This is a genomic window from Arthrobacter sorbitolis, assembly GCF_054510995.1.
On record NZ_JBTNDM010000009.1, the window covers coordinates 116,419 to 131,833 of the forward strand.

Annotated in this window: 14 protein-coding genes; 10 read left to right on the forward strand and 4 right to left on the reverse strand. The window is 70.6% G+C overall.

Translation table 11 applies throughout. The features are described from left to right. Window positions 1-24: 24 nt before the first annotated feature. Window positions 25-1,233 (reverse strand): ROK family transcriptional regulator, encoded by a 1,209-nt coding sequence (locus tag ACX80K_RS14525; RefSeq protein ID WP_459272617.1) that lies wholly within the window; start codon window positions 1,231-1,233, stop codon window positions 25-27. A gap of 135 nt (window positions 1,234-1,368) precedes the next feature. Here ACX80K_RS14525 and ACX80K_RS14530 point away from each other — a divergent pair, with 135 nt between their 5' ends. The 10 genes from ACX80K_RS14530 (at window position 1,369) to ACX80K_RS14575 (ending at window position 12,279) form a co-directional block, all read left to right on the forward strand. Continuing rightward, window positions 1,369-2,886, forward strand: coding sequence for a sugar ABC transporter ATP-binding protein (locus ACX80K_RS14530; protein WP_459272604.1), 1,518 nt, complete (start codon window positions 1,369-1,371; stop codon window positions 2,884-2,886). After that, window positions 2,883-3,959, forward strand: a complete 1,077-nt coding sequence (locus ACX80K_RS14535; protein WP_459272605.1) for an ABC transporter permease — start codon at window positions 2,883-2,885, stop codon at window positions 3,957-3,959. The genes ACX80K_RS14530 and ACX80K_RS14535 overlap by 4 nt, the downstream gene beginning before the upstream one ends. Then, a complete protein-coding gene (locus ACX80K_RS14540) occupies window positions 3,956-5,047 on the forward strand; it encodes an ABC transporter permease (protein WP_459272606.1) in 1,092 nt (363 codons plus the stop codon). Before ACX80K_RS14535 ends, ACX80K_RS14540 begins: the two co-directional genes overlap by 4 nt. Beyond that, complete coding sequence (locus ACX80K_RS14545) at window positions 5,047-6,285, forward strand: substrate-binding domain-containing protein (RefSeq protein WP_459272607.1); 1,239 nt, start codon at window positions 5,047-5,049, stop codon at window positions 6,283-6,285. The genes ACX80K_RS14540 and ACX80K_RS14545 overlap by 1 nt, the downstream gene beginning before the upstream one ends. 45 nt (window positions 6,286-6,330) lie before the next feature. Then, window positions 6,331-7,239, forward strand: coding sequence for a sugar phosphate isomerase/epimerase family protein (locus ACX80K_RS14550; protein ID WP_459272608.1), 909 nt, complete (start codon window positions 6,331-6,333; stop codon window positions 7,237-7,239). A gap of 151 nt (window positions 7,240-7,390) precedes the next feature. Continuing rightward, window positions 7,391-8,605: a Gfo/Idh/MocA family protein gene (locus ACX80K_RS14555; RefSeq protein WP_459272609.1), complete on the forward strand. Its 1,215-nt coding sequence runs from the start codon at window positions 7,391-7,393 to the stop codon at window positions 8,603-8,605. Beyond that, the gene (locus tag ACX80K_RS14560) at window positions 8,602-9,600 is read left to right on the forward strand and encodes a sugar phosphate isomerase/epimerase family protein (RefSeq protein WP_459272610.1); all 999 of its coding nucleotides are present in this window, start codon (window positions 8,602-8,604) and stop codon (window positions 9,598-9,600) included. Before ACX80K_RS14555 ends, ACX80K_RS14560 begins: the two co-directional genes overlap by 4 nt. Before the next feature lie 176 nt (window positions 9,601-9,776). Further along, entirely contained in the window at window positions 9,777-10,601 is an 825-nt protein-coding gene (nadE, locus tag ACX80K_RS14565; RefSeq protein ID WP_459272611.1) for an ammonia-dependent NAD(+) synthetase, read from the forward strand. Window positions 10,602-10,627: 26 nt separating this feature from the next. Next, complete coding sequence (locus tag ACX80K_RS14570) at window positions 10,628-11,437, forward strand: exodeoxyribonuclease III (protein ID WP_459272612.1); 810 nt, start codon at window positions 10,628-10,630, stop codon at window positions 11,435-11,437. Then, window positions 11,434-12,279 (forward strand): hypothetical protein, encoded by an 846-nt coding sequence (locus ACX80K_RS14575; protein ID WP_459272613.1) that lies wholly within the window; start codon window positions 11,434-11,436, stop codon window positions 12,277-12,279. The genes ACX80K_RS14570 and ACX80K_RS14575 overlap by 4 nt, the downstream gene beginning before the upstream one ends. A gap of 42 nt (window positions 12,280-12,321) precedes the next feature. Here the strand turns inward: ACX80K_RS14575 and ACX80K_RS14580 are convergent, their stop codons facing one another. The 3 genes from ACX80K_RS14580 to ACX80K_RS14590 are packed head-to-tail and all read right to left on the reverse strand — an operon-like array spanning window position 12,322 to window position 15,263. Further along, window positions 12,322-13,332, reverse strand: coding sequence for a LacI family DNA-binding transcriptional regulator (locus ACX80K_RS14580; RefSeq protein WP_459272614.1), 1,011 nt, complete (start codon window positions 13,330-13,332; stop codon window positions 12,322-12,324). Between the two features lie 3 nt (window positions 13,333-13,335). Beyond that, window positions 13,336-14,301, reverse strand: coding sequence for a carbohydrate ABC transporter permease (locus tag ACX80K_RS14585; RefSeq protein WP_459272615.1), 966 nt, complete (start codon window positions 14,299-14,301; stop codon window positions 13,336-13,338). Beyond that, window positions 14,298-15,263: a carbohydrate ABC transporter permease gene (locus tag ACX80K_RS14590; RefSeq protein ID WP_104180507.1), complete on the reverse strand. Its 966-nt coding sequence runs from the start codon at window positions 15,261-15,263 to the stop codon at window positions 14,298-14,300. Before ACX80K_RS14590 ends, ACX80K_RS14585 begins: the two co-directional genes overlap by 4 nt. Window positions 15,264-15,415: the final 152 nt, after the last annotated feature.

The window sequence follows — 15,415 nt, forward strand, 5'->3', positions numbered from 1 at the left end:
CCCAGCGGGGTCGGGTCGCCCCGGTCAGCCGGCCAGGCGTGCGCTGGCCGCGTCGATCGCCTCGGGCGAGAGGACGTGGGAGATGGCGAGCACGGCAGCGCCTGCGACGCCGGCGTTCTGCCCCGAGACGGAGGGGACGATGCGCAGGTGCTCGGTGGCGAGCGGGAGCGAGCGCGTGTACACGACCTCGCGGATCCCGGCGAGGAGGTGCTCGCCGGCCTGCGCGAGCGCCCCGCCGACCACGATCACGGAGGGGTTGACGAGATTGACGCACGTCGCGAGGACGTCGCCGATGTCGCGCCCCGCCTGCCGTACCGCCTGCAGCGCCTGGACGTCTCCGGACCTGACCAGTTCGACGACGTCCTGGCTGCCCGTGAGGGTCCTGTCGCCGGCCTCGCTGAGTGCCGCGGCGAGCGCCGGCCCGCCGGCGATGGCCTCGAGGCAGCCCGCGTTCCCGCAGCGGCAGATGGTCTCCCCACCGCGGGACACGCGGACGTGGCCCAGGTCGCCGGCCGTGCCCTGCGCGCCGCGCTGCAGGACCCCGCCCAGGATGATCCCGGCCCCGATACCGGTGGCCACCTTGATGAACATCAGGTCCGCCACGCCGGGCCAGCTCGCGTTCAGCTCGCCCAGGGCCATGATGTTCACGTCGTTGTCCACGAGGACCGGGACGGGGAAGTCGCGCTGGATGAAGCCTGGCACGTCGAACCGGTCCCAGCCGGGCATGATGGGCGGATTGATGGGGCGTCCGGTGTCGTGCTCGACCGGACCCGGCAGGCCGATGCCGACGGCGGCGAGCTCGTCGGCCGCCCGGCCGTCGTGCTCCAGCAGGCCCGTGATGGCGGCCGCCAGCCAGCCCAGGACCGCCTCCGGCCCGTCGCCGATCCGGATCTGCTGCTGGGCGCGCCCCAGCTCCCGCCCGGAGAGGTCCGCGAGGATCACGATCGCGTGGGTGGCGCCGAGGTCCGCGCCGATCACCACGCGGGCTCCGGGGTTCAGGGCGAACAGCGACGGGGGCCGCCCACCCGTGGACGCGGCACCGCCGAAGGGGGCCACGAACCCGAGGGACAGCAGGGCGTCGATCCTCGCGGCGACGGTGGACCGGGCGAGCCCCGTGACCTGCGCCAGCTGCGCGCGGGTGCGGGGCTGGCCGTCCCGCAGCACCTGGAACACCTCGCTGGCGCCGGACGCGGCCAGGGCCGACGGCCGCTGGGTGGAGACCCCCTCGGGCATCCGGGTCGATGACGTGAGCACCCTTTCAGTAAAGCACCCGGCACTTCCGATGGCCCCTTCCGCCGGCGATAACATTTGGAAGGCATCTTTTGATGGTCCCTCGACAAAAGTGTGGGGCCGTGTCACAGTGGCCGCGTGGACGACGAAGTCAACACCCCAGGGGCTCCGACCCCGATCCTGCGCGTGACAGGGCTCTCGAAGAGCTTCTTCGGAGTGCCCGTGCTGCAGGACGCCTCGCTCGAACTCTTCCCGGGCGAGGTCCACGGGCTGGTCGGCGAGAACGGCGCCGGCAAGTCGACGCTCATGAAGCTCCTCGCCGGCGTGTACGTCCGGGACGCCGGACGCGTCGAGCTCGACGGCGAACCGGTCGAGTTCAGCCACCCCGTGCAGGCGCACCAGGCGGGCCTGTCCACGGTGTTCCAGGAGTTCAACCTGCTGCCGGAGCGCACCGTCGCCCAGAACATCTACCTCGGACGGGAACCGCGGAAGGGCCTCCTCGTGGATCGCCGGGCCATGAACCAGGCCACCGCCGACCTGCTGGAGGAGCTCGGCATCACGAGCATCCGCCCGACGGCGTCGGTCAGCTCGCTCTCGGTCGCGCAGCAGCAGATCGTCGAGATCGCCAAGGCGGTGAGCTACGACGCCCGCATCATCTCGATGGACGAGCCCACCGCGGCGCTCGCGGGCCCCGAGGTCGACCTGCTCTACGGCATCATCGACCGGCTCCGGAGGCGCGGGACGGCCATCCTCTACGTGTCCCACCGGCTCAAGGAGATCTTCGACCTCTGCGACACGATTACGGTGCTGAAGGACGGCCGGATCGTGACCTCGTCCCCCGCGTCCGGGCTCGACGACGCCTCCCTGGTCCGCGCGATGGTGGGCAGGCCCATCTCGGCCTTCTTCCCCGAGGCCCTCCCGGGCACCACCGTGGGGGATCCGCTGCTGCGGATCAGCGGCGGCGGCAACGACCAGCTCGACGGCGTCGACCTGGTGCTCCGCGCCGGCGAGATCGTGGGGGTGGCCGGGCTGCAGGGGTCGGGGCGGACGGAGCTGGTCGAGGCGGTCTTCGGCGCCGCCGGCTTCACGCGGGGGACCATGACGCTCGGGGACCGGCCCTACCGGCCGCGCTCGCCCAGGGACGCCATCCGCCACCGGATCGCGCTCATCACCGAGGACCGCAAGGCGCAGGGCCTGAGCCTCAACCAGTCGATCCTCGACAACGCGCTCGGCGTGGTGCGCTCCGTGTACCCCCGCCGCACCGCCGCCGCCCGCAGGGAGGCCCCGGGCGTCTTCTCGTCCCTCGAGGTCGTGGCCCGCGATCTCGACCAGGAGGTGCAGTTCCTCTCGGGCGGGAACCAGCAGAAGGTCGTCCTCGCCAAGTGGCTGGCGATCGACCCGCAGGTGGTGCTGCTCGACGAACCCACCCGCGGGATCGACGTCGGCGCGAAGGTCGCCGTCTATTCGCTGATGCGCCGGCTGGCGCAGGAAGGCAAGGCCATCCTCATGGTCTCGAGCGAGCTCCCCGAAGTCCTCGGCATGTCCGACCGCGTGATCGTCATGCGGGACGGGCTCATCGCCGGTGAGATGCCGCCGACGGCCTCGGAGGAACAGGTACTGCAGCTGGCGACCGGCGCCCGGGGCGTGTCGCCGTGAACCGCCTGACCTCGACGCACATCGTCTACCTCGTCGCCCTGGTGACCATCATCGCGGGCACCGTCCTCGTCGGCACCACCGGCCGCAACTTCTTCAGCGCCGGCAACATCTCCGACATCCTGACCGGGACGAGCATCCTCGGCTTCATCGCGATCGGCCAGACGCTCGTCATCCTCGTGGGGAGCCTCGATCTCTCGGTCCCCTACGTGATCAGCCTCTCGAGCCTCGTCGGAGCCGGGATCATGGCGAACCAGGCGGGGAACATCCTGCCCGCAGTGCTCGTGGCGCTCCTCGTGTCCGCCCTGATCGGTCTGGCGAACGGAGCCGTGGTGGCAGGGCTGAAGGTGCACGGCTTCATCGCCACCCTGGGCATGGGGCTGATCGTGAGCGGCTACCTCGGCTCCACCTACCAGGGCAGCGCGGGGCAGGCGCCCCTCGCGTTCCGCCTCATCGGGGCCACGGGGATCGGCCCCGTCCCGGTGTCCACCCTCATCATGCTCGCGTGCGCCGCCGTCGTGCTGGTCATGCTGAACACCACGCGCCTGGGCCATGCCATGTACGCCGTCGGGGGTGATGCGCCGGTGGCGAGGATGTCCGGCGTCCGGACCCGGACACCGGTCATCGCCGCGCACGTCATCTGCTCCACGATGGCGGGCCTCGCCGGACTGCTGCTGGCCGCCCGCCTCGGCGTCGGCAGTCCGACCATCGGCTCCCAGGGCGGGTACGACCTGCTGTCGATCGCCGCCGTCGTCCTCGGCGGGACACTCCTCGCCGGCGGGAAGGGTTCGCTCGTGGGCACGCTCGGCGGCGTCCTCATCTTCGCCATGCTGGACAACATCATGAGCGTCCTGCAGGTCAACCCGTTCCTGAAGGACGTCGTCCGCGGCATCGTGATCGTGGTCGCCGTGGCCGTCTACGCACGGCGCAGGACGGCGCAGCGGCCGGCGCGCTTCGGCCGGGGGCCGTCCCGCCAGGGCGATGCCGCGCCGCCACCGGGGCCGGGCGTGTCCCGGCAGGGGAACAAGCCCACCCGCGGGGACGGCACCGATGCACGGAACGAGGTGCCGGCATGAGCGTCGCCACCGAACGCGCGGTCCTCCAGCAGAACCGGTCCCCCCGTGGCGAGCGCGTCCTCCGGGCCCTGCGCACCCCGAGCGGAGCGATCTTCGTCCTCGTCGCCGTCCTCTTCGTCGCCGTCCTGGCGGCGAACCCCTCCTTCGGCGAGCCGGGCTCCCTGATCCGCTTCATCGGCCGGACGGCCCCGATCGCCATCGCGGCGATCGGGCAGTACTTCGTGATCGTCTCCGGCGAGTTCGACCTGTCGATGGGATCGGTCGTGACCGCGCAGGTCATCATCGCGGGCAACCTGATCGGCCAGGACGAGTCGCGCACCCTCCCGGTCCTGGCCCTCATGATCGTGTTCGGCGCCTTCGTGGGGCTGGTGAACGGCCTCGTGACGACGCTCCTGAAGGTGCCGAGCTTCATCGTGACCCTCGGGACGATGCTGGCACTGCTCGGCCTCGTCCTGTTCTGGACGGGCGGCGCGGCCACCGGCAACCCGGCGGACAGCTTCCGGCAGATCGGCCGCGGCGGCATCCAGGACATCCCCGTCCTCGAGGTGCTGCCCTACCCCGTCATCCTGCTCGCCGTCGTCGCGGCCGCGGCCGTCTGGCTCATGCGCCGGCCCTACGGGCGCACGCTCGTGGCCGTCGGGGACAATCCCTCCGCCGCCGCCCTGACCGGCGCGCCCGTCTGGTGGATCCGCACGCGGGCCTTCATGCTCTCCTCCGTCGCCGCCACCGCGGCCGGCGTGATCCTCGTCGGTTACGCCGGCGTCCACCCGTCCGTCGGGCAGGGCTACGAGTTCACGGCGATCACCGCCGTCGTCCTGGGCGGGGTGGTGCTGGGCGGTGGGCGCGGCTGGGTCCTGTCCGCCGCCGCGGGCGCCTTCGCCCTCGAACTGCTGTTCACCCTCCTGAACTTCCTCGGCGTCGAGTCGACCTGGCGCGACAGCGTCCAGGGCGCCATCATCATCGTCGCCGTCGCCGCCGCGTCCCGGAACTGGCAGCGCAAGCGCCGCGGCGCGAGCACACAGGCCCATGACGAACACCGTCCGATAGCAGCACCGACGCCCGCACCGGGCACTGAGGGAGGAACATGATGCGTGGAAGCATCCTGGGCAAGGTCACGGTGATCGCAGCGACGTCGCTGCTCGCCCTGACGGCCTGCACCACCGATTCATCCATCGAGGACCCACCGGCCGCGGAGGGCACGGCGAGCGCGGAATCCACCGAGGCCGCGCAGCCCACCGAGGACGGCACGGAGTGGTTCGACCAGGCCGTCTACGACGAGCAGGACGGGCAGCGCTCGGCCACCTTCGAGGGTGACCCCGCGCAGCCGTACCTGCAGTACATCGACGGCGAGATGACGGACACCGCGGCCTTCGCCGCCGAGGGGCCGCAGAAGGTCTGCTTCTCCAACGCCTCGATCTCCAACCCCTGGCGCCAGACCGGCTGGATCACCATGAACCAGCAGCTCCAGGTGCTGCAGGACGCCGGCGTCATCTCGGAGATGGAGACCCGCGACGCGCAGGACGACGACAACACGCAGATCGCCGACATCGACTACTTCATCGCCGAGGGCAACTGCGACGCGTTCGTCATCTCCCCGAACTCGACGGCGGCCATGACGCCCGCCGTCGAACGCGCCTGCGAGACCGGCAAGCCGGTGGTCGTATTCGACCGCGGCGTACAGACGGACTGCGCCGTCTCGTTCATCCACCCCATCGGCGGCTTCGCCTGGGGTATCGACACCGCCGAGTTCCTCAGCGAGCGGCTCGGGGAGGGCGACAAGGTCGTGGCGCTGCGCATCCTCCCCGGGGTCGACGTCCTCGAGCAGCGGTGGGCGGCGGCCGAGCGCATCTTCGAGGAGAACGGCATCGAGGCGGTCGACTACTTCACCGGCGCCGACCCCGTGGAGATCAAGTCGATCATCTCGGACGAACTCGCCACCGGTGACGTGCAGGGCGTCTGGATGGACGCGGGCGACGGCGCCGTCGCCGCGATCGAGGCCTTCGAGGACGCCGGAGCGGACCTGCCCGTCATGACGGGCGAGGACGAGATGAGCTTCCTGCGCAAGTGGGACGAGACGGGCATCGACGCCCTGGCGCCGGTGTACTCGAACTTCCAGTGGCGCACCCCGCTGCTCGCGCTGCAGAAGATCTTCGCGGGCGAGGAGGTGCCGGCCGAGTGGGTCCTCCCCCAGTCGCCCATCACCGAGGACCAGCGCGGCGAGTTCCTGACCGCCAACGAGGGCATGCCCGACGGGCACTACGCCAAGTTCGGCGGCGAGGACCTGCCCGGCTACCCGACGGTGTGGCAGGAACGCCAGATCCCCTGACGCACGAAGGCATCGGAACGCACGGCCGAGGAAGGAGGCAGGACCATGGACGACGGCGCAACCCGCCCCCTCGGGATCAACACGTGGGTGTGGACCTCACCGCTGACGGACGCGGGCCTGCCTCCCCTCCTCACCAGGATCGCCGACCTGGGGTTCGACGGCGTGGAGCTCCCCCTCGAGAACGCGGGGGACCTCACGGCAGGAGTGGTGCGCGACGCCCTGGCCGCCACGGGCCTGGTGCCCACGGTGGTCGGAGCGATGGCGCCGGGCAGGGATCTGGTCGGCGCCTCCCCCGCCGCGACCCGCGAGACCCAGCGCTACCTGCTGGACTGCATCGACCTGGCACAGGCGATCGGGGCCGGGACGGTGTGCGGTCCCTTCTACACCGCCACGGGCCGGGTCTGGAGGATGGACGACGACGAGCGCGAGGCCGCCTGCGCGGAACTGCGGGAGAATCTCGCACCTGTCGCCGACCATGCGGTCGCCGCCGGCGTGGTCCTCGGCATCGAACCGCTCAACCGGTACGAGACGTCCTTCCTGAACACCGTGGACCAGGCCCTCACCGCGCTCGGGCCGCTGCTCGGCAGCGGCGTCGGCCTCGCGCTCGACTCGTACCACCTCAACATCGAGGAGCGCTCCTCCGCCGAGGCCATCAGGAGCGCGGGCCCGCACCTGGTCCACCTGCAGGTGTGCGGCAACGACCGTGGGGCGCCGGGAGGGGACCAGACGGACTGGCCGGCACTCTTCGCCGCGCTCGACGACGTGCGCTACGGCGGGCCGGTGAACATCGAGAGCTTCACCGCACACAACGCGAGCATCGCCGTCGCGGCGTCGATCTGGCGCCCCCTGGCCGCGAGCCAGGACCACCTGGCTCGGGACGGGCTCGCCTTCCTCCGGAGGACGGAGCCCAGCCAGACCCGCCGCGCCTCCTCGACGCTGCAGAGCCACTCCTGACGCCGGGAGGTCCCACGTCGGAGTGGAGGGATGCCGTCACGCAGTCCCGGTACGATCTTCTGCCCGACGGCCGGCAGAAGTCCGACATACTGGAAGGCGGCCCACTCCGTCGAGTAGCCGCGCCCCACCGCACCCCCTTGGAGAGAACACGATGACATCCCCTTCTGCCGGTCAGGTACCGGACGGGCCCGCGGCCCGCCCCCTCGGCGTCGCCATGATCGGCTACGCCTTCATGGGCAAGGCGCACTCGGCCGCCTGGCGCACGGTCGGCAGCCACTTCGACGTCCCCGCCACCGCGCGGCGCGTCATCGTCGGCCGGGACGCAGAGCGGACCGCGGAGGCCGCCGCGCGCTACGGCTGGGAGGAGTCCTCCACCGACTGGCGCGAGGCGATCCACCGGGACGACGTCGACATCGTGGACATCTGCACCCCCGGCTACCTCCACGCCGAGATCGCCATCGAGGCGCTGAAGGCGGGCAAGCACGTCCTCGTGGAGAAGCCGCTCGCGAACAGCATCGACGAGAGCGCCGAGATGGTCTCCGCAGCAGTCCGGGCACGCGACCACGGCATCCAGTCCATGGTCGGATTCAACTACCGGCGCGTCCCGGCCCTCGCCCACGCCCGGGACCTCATCGCGGACGGACGGCTGGGCTCCATCCGCCAGCTGCGCGTCGCCTACCTGCAGGACTGGCTGGCCGATGCCGAATCCCCCATGACCTGGCGGCTCCGCCGGGAGACCGCCGGTTCGGGGGCGCTCGGCGACATCGCCTCCCACTCCCTGGACCAGGTGCAGTTCCTCACCGGGGAGCACGTCGCCGAGGTCTCGGGCCGCCTGCGCACGTTCGTGGCGGAGCGGCCCGGCCCCGACGGGCGGGAGCCGGTCACCGTCGACGACGCCGCCTGGATCACCGCCGAACTCGCCGGAGGGGCCGTCGCCACCGTCGAGGTCTCGCGCGTGGCCACCGGGGTGAAGAACGGTCTGCGGGTCGAGGTCTTCGGCGAGCGCGGGGCGCTCCGCTTCGACCTGGAGAACCTCAACGAGCTGTGGCTGATGGAGGCGACCGGCCCGGCGACCGAGCAGGGCTTCCGCCGCATCCTCGTCACCGAGCCGGGGCACCCCTACCTCGACGCATGGTGGCCGCCGGGCCACATCATCGGCTGGGAGCACACGTTCACGCACCAGCTGCGCGACTTCCTCACCTCCATCCGGACGGGCGAGCCCACGCAGCCCTCCTTCGAGGCCGGCCTGCAGCTCCAGCGCGTGCTCGCCGCCGTCGAGGAGAGCGCAGCGGCCCGGAGCGCCGTCGTGCAGGTCGGTCCCGCAATCCCCGCCCACTCGTCCATCCCAGCCAAGGAGCCTGCATGACCCGCAACTTCACCCTGTTCACCGGCCAGTGGGCCGACCTCCCCTTCGAGAAGGTCGCCGAGCTCGCCGGCCGGTGGGGCTACGACGGCCTCGAGATCGCCGTGTCCGGCGACCACCTCGACGCCTGGCGGTGGGACGACGACGCCTACATCCAGGACCGCCTCGACATCCTCGAGCGCAACGGCCTGAAGGTCTGGGCCATCTCGAACCACCTCAAGGGCCAGGCCGTCTGCGACGACCCGATCGACTTCCGCCACCAGGCGATCGTCGGGTCGACGGTGTGGGGCGACGGCGACCCCGAGGGCGTGCGCCGGCGCGCCGCCGAGGAGATGAAACTGACGGCGCGGCTCGCGAAGAAGCTCGGCGTGGACACCGTCGTCGGCTTCACCGGTTCCTCGATCTGGCAGTACGTCGCCATGTTCCCGCCCGTCCCCGCGAGCACCATCGAGGCGGGCTACCAGGACTTCGCCGACCGCTGGAACCCCATCCTGGACGTCTTCGACGAGTGCGGCGTCCGCTTCGCCCACGAGGTCCACCCCTCCGAGATCGCCTACGACTACTGGTCCACCCAGCGCACCCTCGAGGCCATCGGCCACCGCTCCGCGTTCGGCCTCAACTGGGACCCGAGCCACTTCATGTGGCAGCAGATCGATCCCGTGGCCTTCATCTCCGACTTCAAGGACCGCATCTACCACGTGGACTGCAAGGACACGAAGATGCGCATGGGTGGGGGCCGCAACGGGATCATGTCCTCCCACCTGCCCTGGGGCGACCCGCGGCGTGGCTGGGACTTCGTCTCGACCGGGCGCGGGGACGTGCCCTGGGAGGACAGCTTCCGGGCGCTGACGGCCATCGGCTACACGGGGCCCGTCTCGGTGGAGTGGGAGGACGCCGGCATGGATCGCCTGCAGGGGGCACCCGAGGCCCTCGCCTTCCTGAAGGGCTTCGACTTCGCGCCGTCCGAGACCTCGTTCGACGCGGCGTTCAGCCAGTAACCCGCCTCCGTCGGAGGGTCGCGCCGGGTCCCAGGGGTCCGCGCACCCGGCTCGGCCGCCCAGACCCGGGGCACATCCCCACCGGGTCTGGGCACCCGGCGCGGCGGCCCCCAGAGGGCTGGAACCCACCCGGATTCGTAACCTCGTAGAAATCGAAGCGGAGTAGCCTAGGGGTCATGCGTGAACTCCAGGCACAGATCATCGAGGAAATGGGCGTCAAGCCCACCATCGACCCCGCTGCCGAGGTCCGCAGCCGGGTCGCCTTCCTGAAGGACTACGTCAGGTCCACGGGAACCCGCGGGTTCGTCCTCGGCATCAGCGGCGGACTCGACTCGACCCTCGCCGGAAAGCTCGCCCAGCTCGCCGTCGACGAACTGCGGTCCGAGGGCATCGACGCCGACTTCATCGCGATGCGCCTCCCCTACAACGTGCAGAAGGACGAGGAGGACGCCCAGGCGGCCCTCGCCTTCATCGAGCCGCGCACGTCGAGGGTGTTCAACGTGGCGCCCGCCGTCGACGGCTTCCAGGAGGAGTACGCGCACACCATCGGCGAGCGCATCTCCGACTTCACCAAGGGCAACACGAAGGCCCGCGCGCGCATGGTGGCGCAGTACGCCGTCGCCGGGCAGCACAACCTGCTCGTGGTCGGCACGGACCACGGCGCGGAATCCGTGACGGGCTTCTTCACGAAGTTCGGCGACGGCGGCGCGGACATCCTGCCGCTGTTCGGCCTCAACAAGCGCCAGAACCGCGCGCTGCTGAAGGAACTCGGGGCGCCCGCGGCCCTCTACGAGAAGATCCCGACGGCGGACCTGCTCGACGACCTGCCCGGCCGGGCCGACGAGAACGAGCTCGGGCTGACCTACGAGCAGATCGACGACTACCTCGAGGGACGCGACGTCGACCCCGACGCGGCGAAGTCGATCGAGCACCGCTACTGGATCACACGACACAAGCGCACCGTGCCCGTGAGTATCTTCGACTCGTGGTGGCGGGAGTAAACACCGCCGTTGGTAACGTAGGGTCCGTGAAGATCGCCACCTGGAACGTCAATTCCCTCCGTGCCCGCGCCGACCGCGTCGAGGCGTGGCTGAACAGGTCCGACGTCGACGTCCTGGCCATTCAGGAGACCAAGTGCAAGGACGACAACTTCCCCTGGGAGTTGTTCGAGAACAGCGGTTTCGAGGTGGCGCATTTCGGCCTGAGCCAGTGGAACGGCGTCGCCATCGCCTCGCGCGTGGGGCTCGACGACGTCGAGCGCACCTTCCCCGGTCAGCCCGCCTTCGGCAAGCCCGGGAAGGAGGCGGTCCAGGAGGCCCGCGCCATCGCCGCGACCTGCGGCGGCGTGCGCGTCTGGAGCCTGTACGTCCCGAACGGGCGGGCGCTCGACGACCCGCACATGCCGTACAAGATCGAGTGGCTCGACGTCCTCAGGGGCCACGCGCAGCGCTGGATCGACGAGGACCCGGAGGCGCAGATCGCCCTGATGGGTGACTGGAACATCGCCCCCCGGGACGAGGACGTCTGGGACATCGACCTGTTCGTCAACGGCGGCTACACGCACGTGAGCCCGCCCGAGCGTGCCGCGTTCCAGGCGTTCCTCGACTCCGGGTTCGCCGACGTCGCGCGCCCGTACACGCCTGGGCCCGGCCTCTACACGTACTGGGACTACACGCAGCTGAGGTTCCCCAAGAAGGAGGGCATGCGCATCGACTTCGTCCTCGGCTCGCCCGCCCTCGCCGCCCGTGCCACGAACGCGTTCGTGGACCGCGAGGAGCGCAAGGGCAAGGGTGCCTCCGACCACGCTCCCGTCATCGTGGAACTCAGCGGGCCGTGAGCCCGACGGGCGGTGGCAGGCCGTTCCCCTACGTCTCCTACCTCCGCGTCTACGAGCCCCTCGACGCGTTCTCCGACGCGCAGCAGCTGGTGATCCTCGAGCAGCGCGCGCGGGAGCGGACCCTGACCGAGACCCTCGAGCACGAGCAGTCGCTGCGCCGGATCCTGCGCAGCGTGTCCGATCCCTTCCCGCACCACGAGGCGGACCTCGTCCGGGTCACCCACTTCCCCGGCCTCAGCGGCACCACGGCGCCCTACTACTGCCCCAACCAGCTGGCCGTCCGCACCACCCTCGCCGCCGAGTCGCTCGACCAGAGCCTGCGCGGCCCCCTGATCGACGTCCTCGTGCCCGAGGTGGCCCGCGAGGCACACCAGGCGCGGCTGGACCCTGACACGTTCGCGGACACCGTCGCGAAGCTGCACACCCGCTCCGCGACGTGGGGGGTGCCGTTCGCCTGGTTCGTCCTGATCCACGAGGACGACCTGACGGAGGTCGTCGAGGACGACGGGCGGGTCTCGACGGTCCGGATCTCCGCGAGGATCGGCGACTGCATCGACCGCGGCAGGCGCTCGGTCGCCCAGCTCGCGATCGGCGCACCGGAGATGGACCTGCTGGACGAGCTCACGGAGATCGTCGAGTGGCTCGAGGTGTTCCGGCGCGATGCCGTGGTCGAGGTGGACTACGGCCCCGTGGCCGACCGGGTCTTCCCGGACGACTCCCCCATGGACGTGCGCCTCGGCATCGAGAGCCTCGCCGAGGCCGACATGATGGGCGCGGCCGCCTCCTACCGGCGCCTCGCCTCGCGGTGGATCCCGATCCGCCAGCTCGCCCGCGCGTCCTGACCCCGCGTCGACCAGGAGCACAGCCGGACTAGGCGCGGGGACTCAGGTGCGAAGCGGCCCGGTCGACGCCCGTTCGACGAGGAGGTGGGGGCGGGCCGGCGGGTACTCGGCCGGCTCGTTGCGCAGCAGCTCCCCCAGCAGGAGGTCCGCCGCGTAGGCGCCCTGGTCCGAGGGGTCCTGGCGGATGGTCGTCAGGCCCATGGGCTCGGCGAACTCGTGGTCGTCGATCCCGATGACGGACAGGGCGCCCGGCACGTCGATGTCGAGTTCGGCCGCCGCCCGCAGCACGCCGAACGCCATCTCGTCGGAGGAGCAGAACACCGCCGTCGGGCGGTCCGCCGGATCGGCGAGCAGGGCCAGCGCCGCGACACGGGAGGTGGCGAACTTGAAGTCGCCGAACGCCGACCAGTCCTCCCGCACGGCGAGGCCGTGGTCCGCCATGGTCTGCTGGTACGCGTGCCCACGGATGCGGGGCACCTCGAAGTCGATGTCGAACGATCCGCCGCCGCGCATGTGCGCGATCCTCGTGTGGCCGAGCCCGATCAGGTGCTCGACGGCGTCGCGCGCCGCCTGCGCGTCGTCGATCCCGACGTGGCGTACGCCCTCGACCGCGCCGCCCACGACGATGTGCGGGTACTCGAGCTGCTGCACCGCTTCCCGCTCCTCCGCCGTCAGGTGCATGCACATGACGAGGAGGGCGTCGATGCGCTTGCGCAGGATCGAGCGGTGGAACACACGGTCGCGGTTGACGCCGTCGCCGCCGAGGCTGAACACGATCAGGTCGTACCCGGCGGCGCGCAGTTGCCGGTCGACGCCCTCGAGCACCGCGGAGAAGTACCACCGGTCGATCGCGGGGAGGAGGACGCCCATGGCCATGGTGCGCCCCGACGCCAGTCCGGACGCCGCCGACGACGGCACGTACCCGAGGCTCTTGGCGGTCGCCGTGACCCGGGCGCGGGTCTCCTCGGCCACCCCCGGCAGCCCGCGCAGGGCGCGGGACACCGTGGCGGTGGACACCCCGAGGGCCGCCGCGACGTCGTCGATGCTCGTCATGCCTCAGCCCTTCAGGCCGCCTGCCAGCAGCCCTCTGACGAAGTAGCGCTGCAGCCCGAAGAACACGGCGAGGGGGACGATGATCGAGACGAAGGCGCCGGCGGTGAGCCGCTGCCACTCGCCGCCCCTCGAGCCCTGGATCTCGGCGAGGCGCTGCGTGATGGGGGCGACGTCGGCCCCGCCGCCCGAGAAGACGAGGGCGACCAGCAGGTCGTTCCACAGCCACAGGAACTGGAAGATGCCGAACGAGGCGAGGGCGGGCGTGGCGAGCGGGATGATGATCCGCCAGAAGATCGTGCTGTGGCCCGCGCCGTCGACGCGCGCGGCCTCGATGACCTCTCCCGGGATCTCGGCGATGAAGTTGTGGAGCAGGAAGATCGCCAGCGGCAGCCCGAAGATGGTGTGGGCCACCCAGAGCTGCGCGTACGTGCCGCTCGGCAGCAGCTGGACATCGCCGAACTTCAGCACCTGCGTGAAGAGCTGGAGGAGCGGGATCAGCGCCATCTGCAGGGGCACGATCTGCAGGGCGAACACGAAGATGAACAGGCTGTCCTTGCCCTTGAACCGGCCCCAGGCGAACATGTACGCGGCCATCGACCCGAGGACCAGCGTGAAGATCGTCCCCGGGATGACGATGGCCAGCGAGTTGACGAAGTAGGACAGCAGGTTCGGGGACTGGCTGCCGCCGGGGCTGAGGACGTCGGCGTAGTTCTCAAGGGTGAACTGGCGGTCGGTGATGACGTTCCACCAGCCGTTGCCCTTGATGTTGTCCTCGGGCCGGAAGGAGGAGACGAGCAGGCCGAAGGTCGGGATGGTCCAGATGACGGCGATGATGACCGCGGCCGCTGTCGCGGTACGGGACGTCAGGCGCTGCCGGACCCGCTTCTGCAGCGCGGGGCGCTCCGGCGAGCCGTCCTCCCCGGCGCCGGGCAGGAGGGGCCTGGTGTTCTCCAGGGGCACGGTACTCATCGGATCTCCTTCTGCTTGCGGAGCAACCGGGCGTTGTAGACGACCACGGGCAGCACCATCAGGAACAGGACCAGGGCCAGCGCGGCACCCCGTCCGGGTTCACCGGCCCGGAACGCCTGGGTGTACATCTCGTTGGCCACCACCGAGGTCTCGTACTGGCCCGCCGTCATCGTCCGGACGATGTCGAAGACCTTCAGCGTGCCGATCGTGATGGTGGTGACGACGACGATCAGGGAGCCCCTGATGGTCGGGATCGTGACGTTGGTGAACTGCTGCCAGGCGCTGGCACCATCGAGCCGCGCCGCCTCGACGATCTCCGTGGGGATGCCCTTGATGGCGGCCGACAGGACCACCATCGCGAAACCGGTCTGGATCCAGATCATGACCGCGATCAGGAACAGCGTGTTCTCGGGCGCATCGAGCAGGAACTGCTTCGGTTCCTGGCCGAACCACACCAGGATCTGGTTGAAGAGCCCGATCTGGTCCTGCTCGGGGCCCTTGTAGGCGTAGACGAAGCGCCAGATGACGCCCGCACCGACGAAGGAGATCGCCATGGGCATGAAGACGAGCGCCTTCAGGGCCTTCTCGCCGCGGGCACGGTCGATGAAGACCGCGTAGGCGAGGCCGATCGAGGAGGCCAGCAGCGGGACGAGGACGACCCAGATGACCGTGTTGCGCAGGGTCACCAGCGCCTCGGGCTGCGTGAACATCCAGACGAAGTTGTCGAGTCCGACGAAGTCGCCGTTCCGGTCCGTCAGGGAGAGGTACGAGGTCTGCAGCGCGGGGAACACGAGGCCGACGGCGAGCAGGACGAGGGCCGGCGCCAGGAACCCGGCGATCTGGACCTTCTCCCGGCCGCTTTTCGGCGCCCGGTCGACGACCAACATGATGAGGCCGATGATGGCGGCGAAGACGGCGAGCCCCACCACCACCTGTAGCCCTTTTTCTGCAATATCTTCCACAGCACAGCCTCCTTGGTGCGCAGCACGAACTGGTGTCGGGCGGGTCGGACAGGGCGCGGCGCGGGTGGCGTCGCGCCCTGTCCGACCGCGACCGGGAGCAGACCTTGGGGGGGAAGGGCCCCGCCGGCCATGCGTCAAGGGGTGGGTCAGCT

What these genes read in the sequence shown, in the direction of transcription:
- ACX80K_RS14525 (WP_459272617.1), bottom strand. Translation starts at nt 1,233, where the DNA reads ATGCCCGAGGGGGTCTCCACCCAGCGGCCGTCGGCCCTGGCCGCGTCC.
- ACX80K_RS14540 (WP_459272606.1), top strand. Translation starts at nt 3,956, where the DNA reads ATGAGCGTCGCCACCGAACGCGCGGTCCTCCAGCAGAACCGGTCCCCC.
- ACX80K_RS14545 (WP_459272607.1), top strand. Translation starts at nt 5,047, where the DNA reads ATGCGTGGAAGCATCCTGGGCAAGGTCACGGTGATCGCAGCGACGTCG.
- ACX80K_RS14550 (WP_459272608.1), top strand. Translation starts at nt 6,331, where the DNA reads ATGGACGACGGCGCAACCCGCCCCCTCGGGATCAACACGTGGGTGTGG.
- ACX80K_RS14555 (WP_459272609.1), top strand. Translation starts at nt 7,391, where the DNA reads ATGACATCCCCTTCTGCCGGTCAGGTACCGGACGGGCCCGCGGCCCGC.
- ACX80K_RS14560 (WP_459272610.1), top strand. Translation starts at nt 8,602, where the DNA reads ATGACCCGCAACTTCACCCTGTTCACCGGCCAGTGGGCCGACCTCCCC.
- nadE (WP_459272611.1), top strand. Translation starts at nt 9,777, where the DNA reads ATGCGTGAACTCCAGGCACAGATCATCGAGGAAATGGGCGTCAAGCCC.
- ACX80K_RS14580 (WP_459272614.1), bottom strand. Translation starts at nt 13,332, where the DNA reads ATGACGAGCATCGACGACGTCGCGGCGGCCCTCGGGGTGTCCACCGCC.
- ACX80K_RS14585 (WP_459272615.1), bottom strand. Translation starts at nt 14,301, where the DNA reads ATGAGTACCGTGCCCCTGGAGAACACCAGGCCCCTCCTGCCCGGCGCC.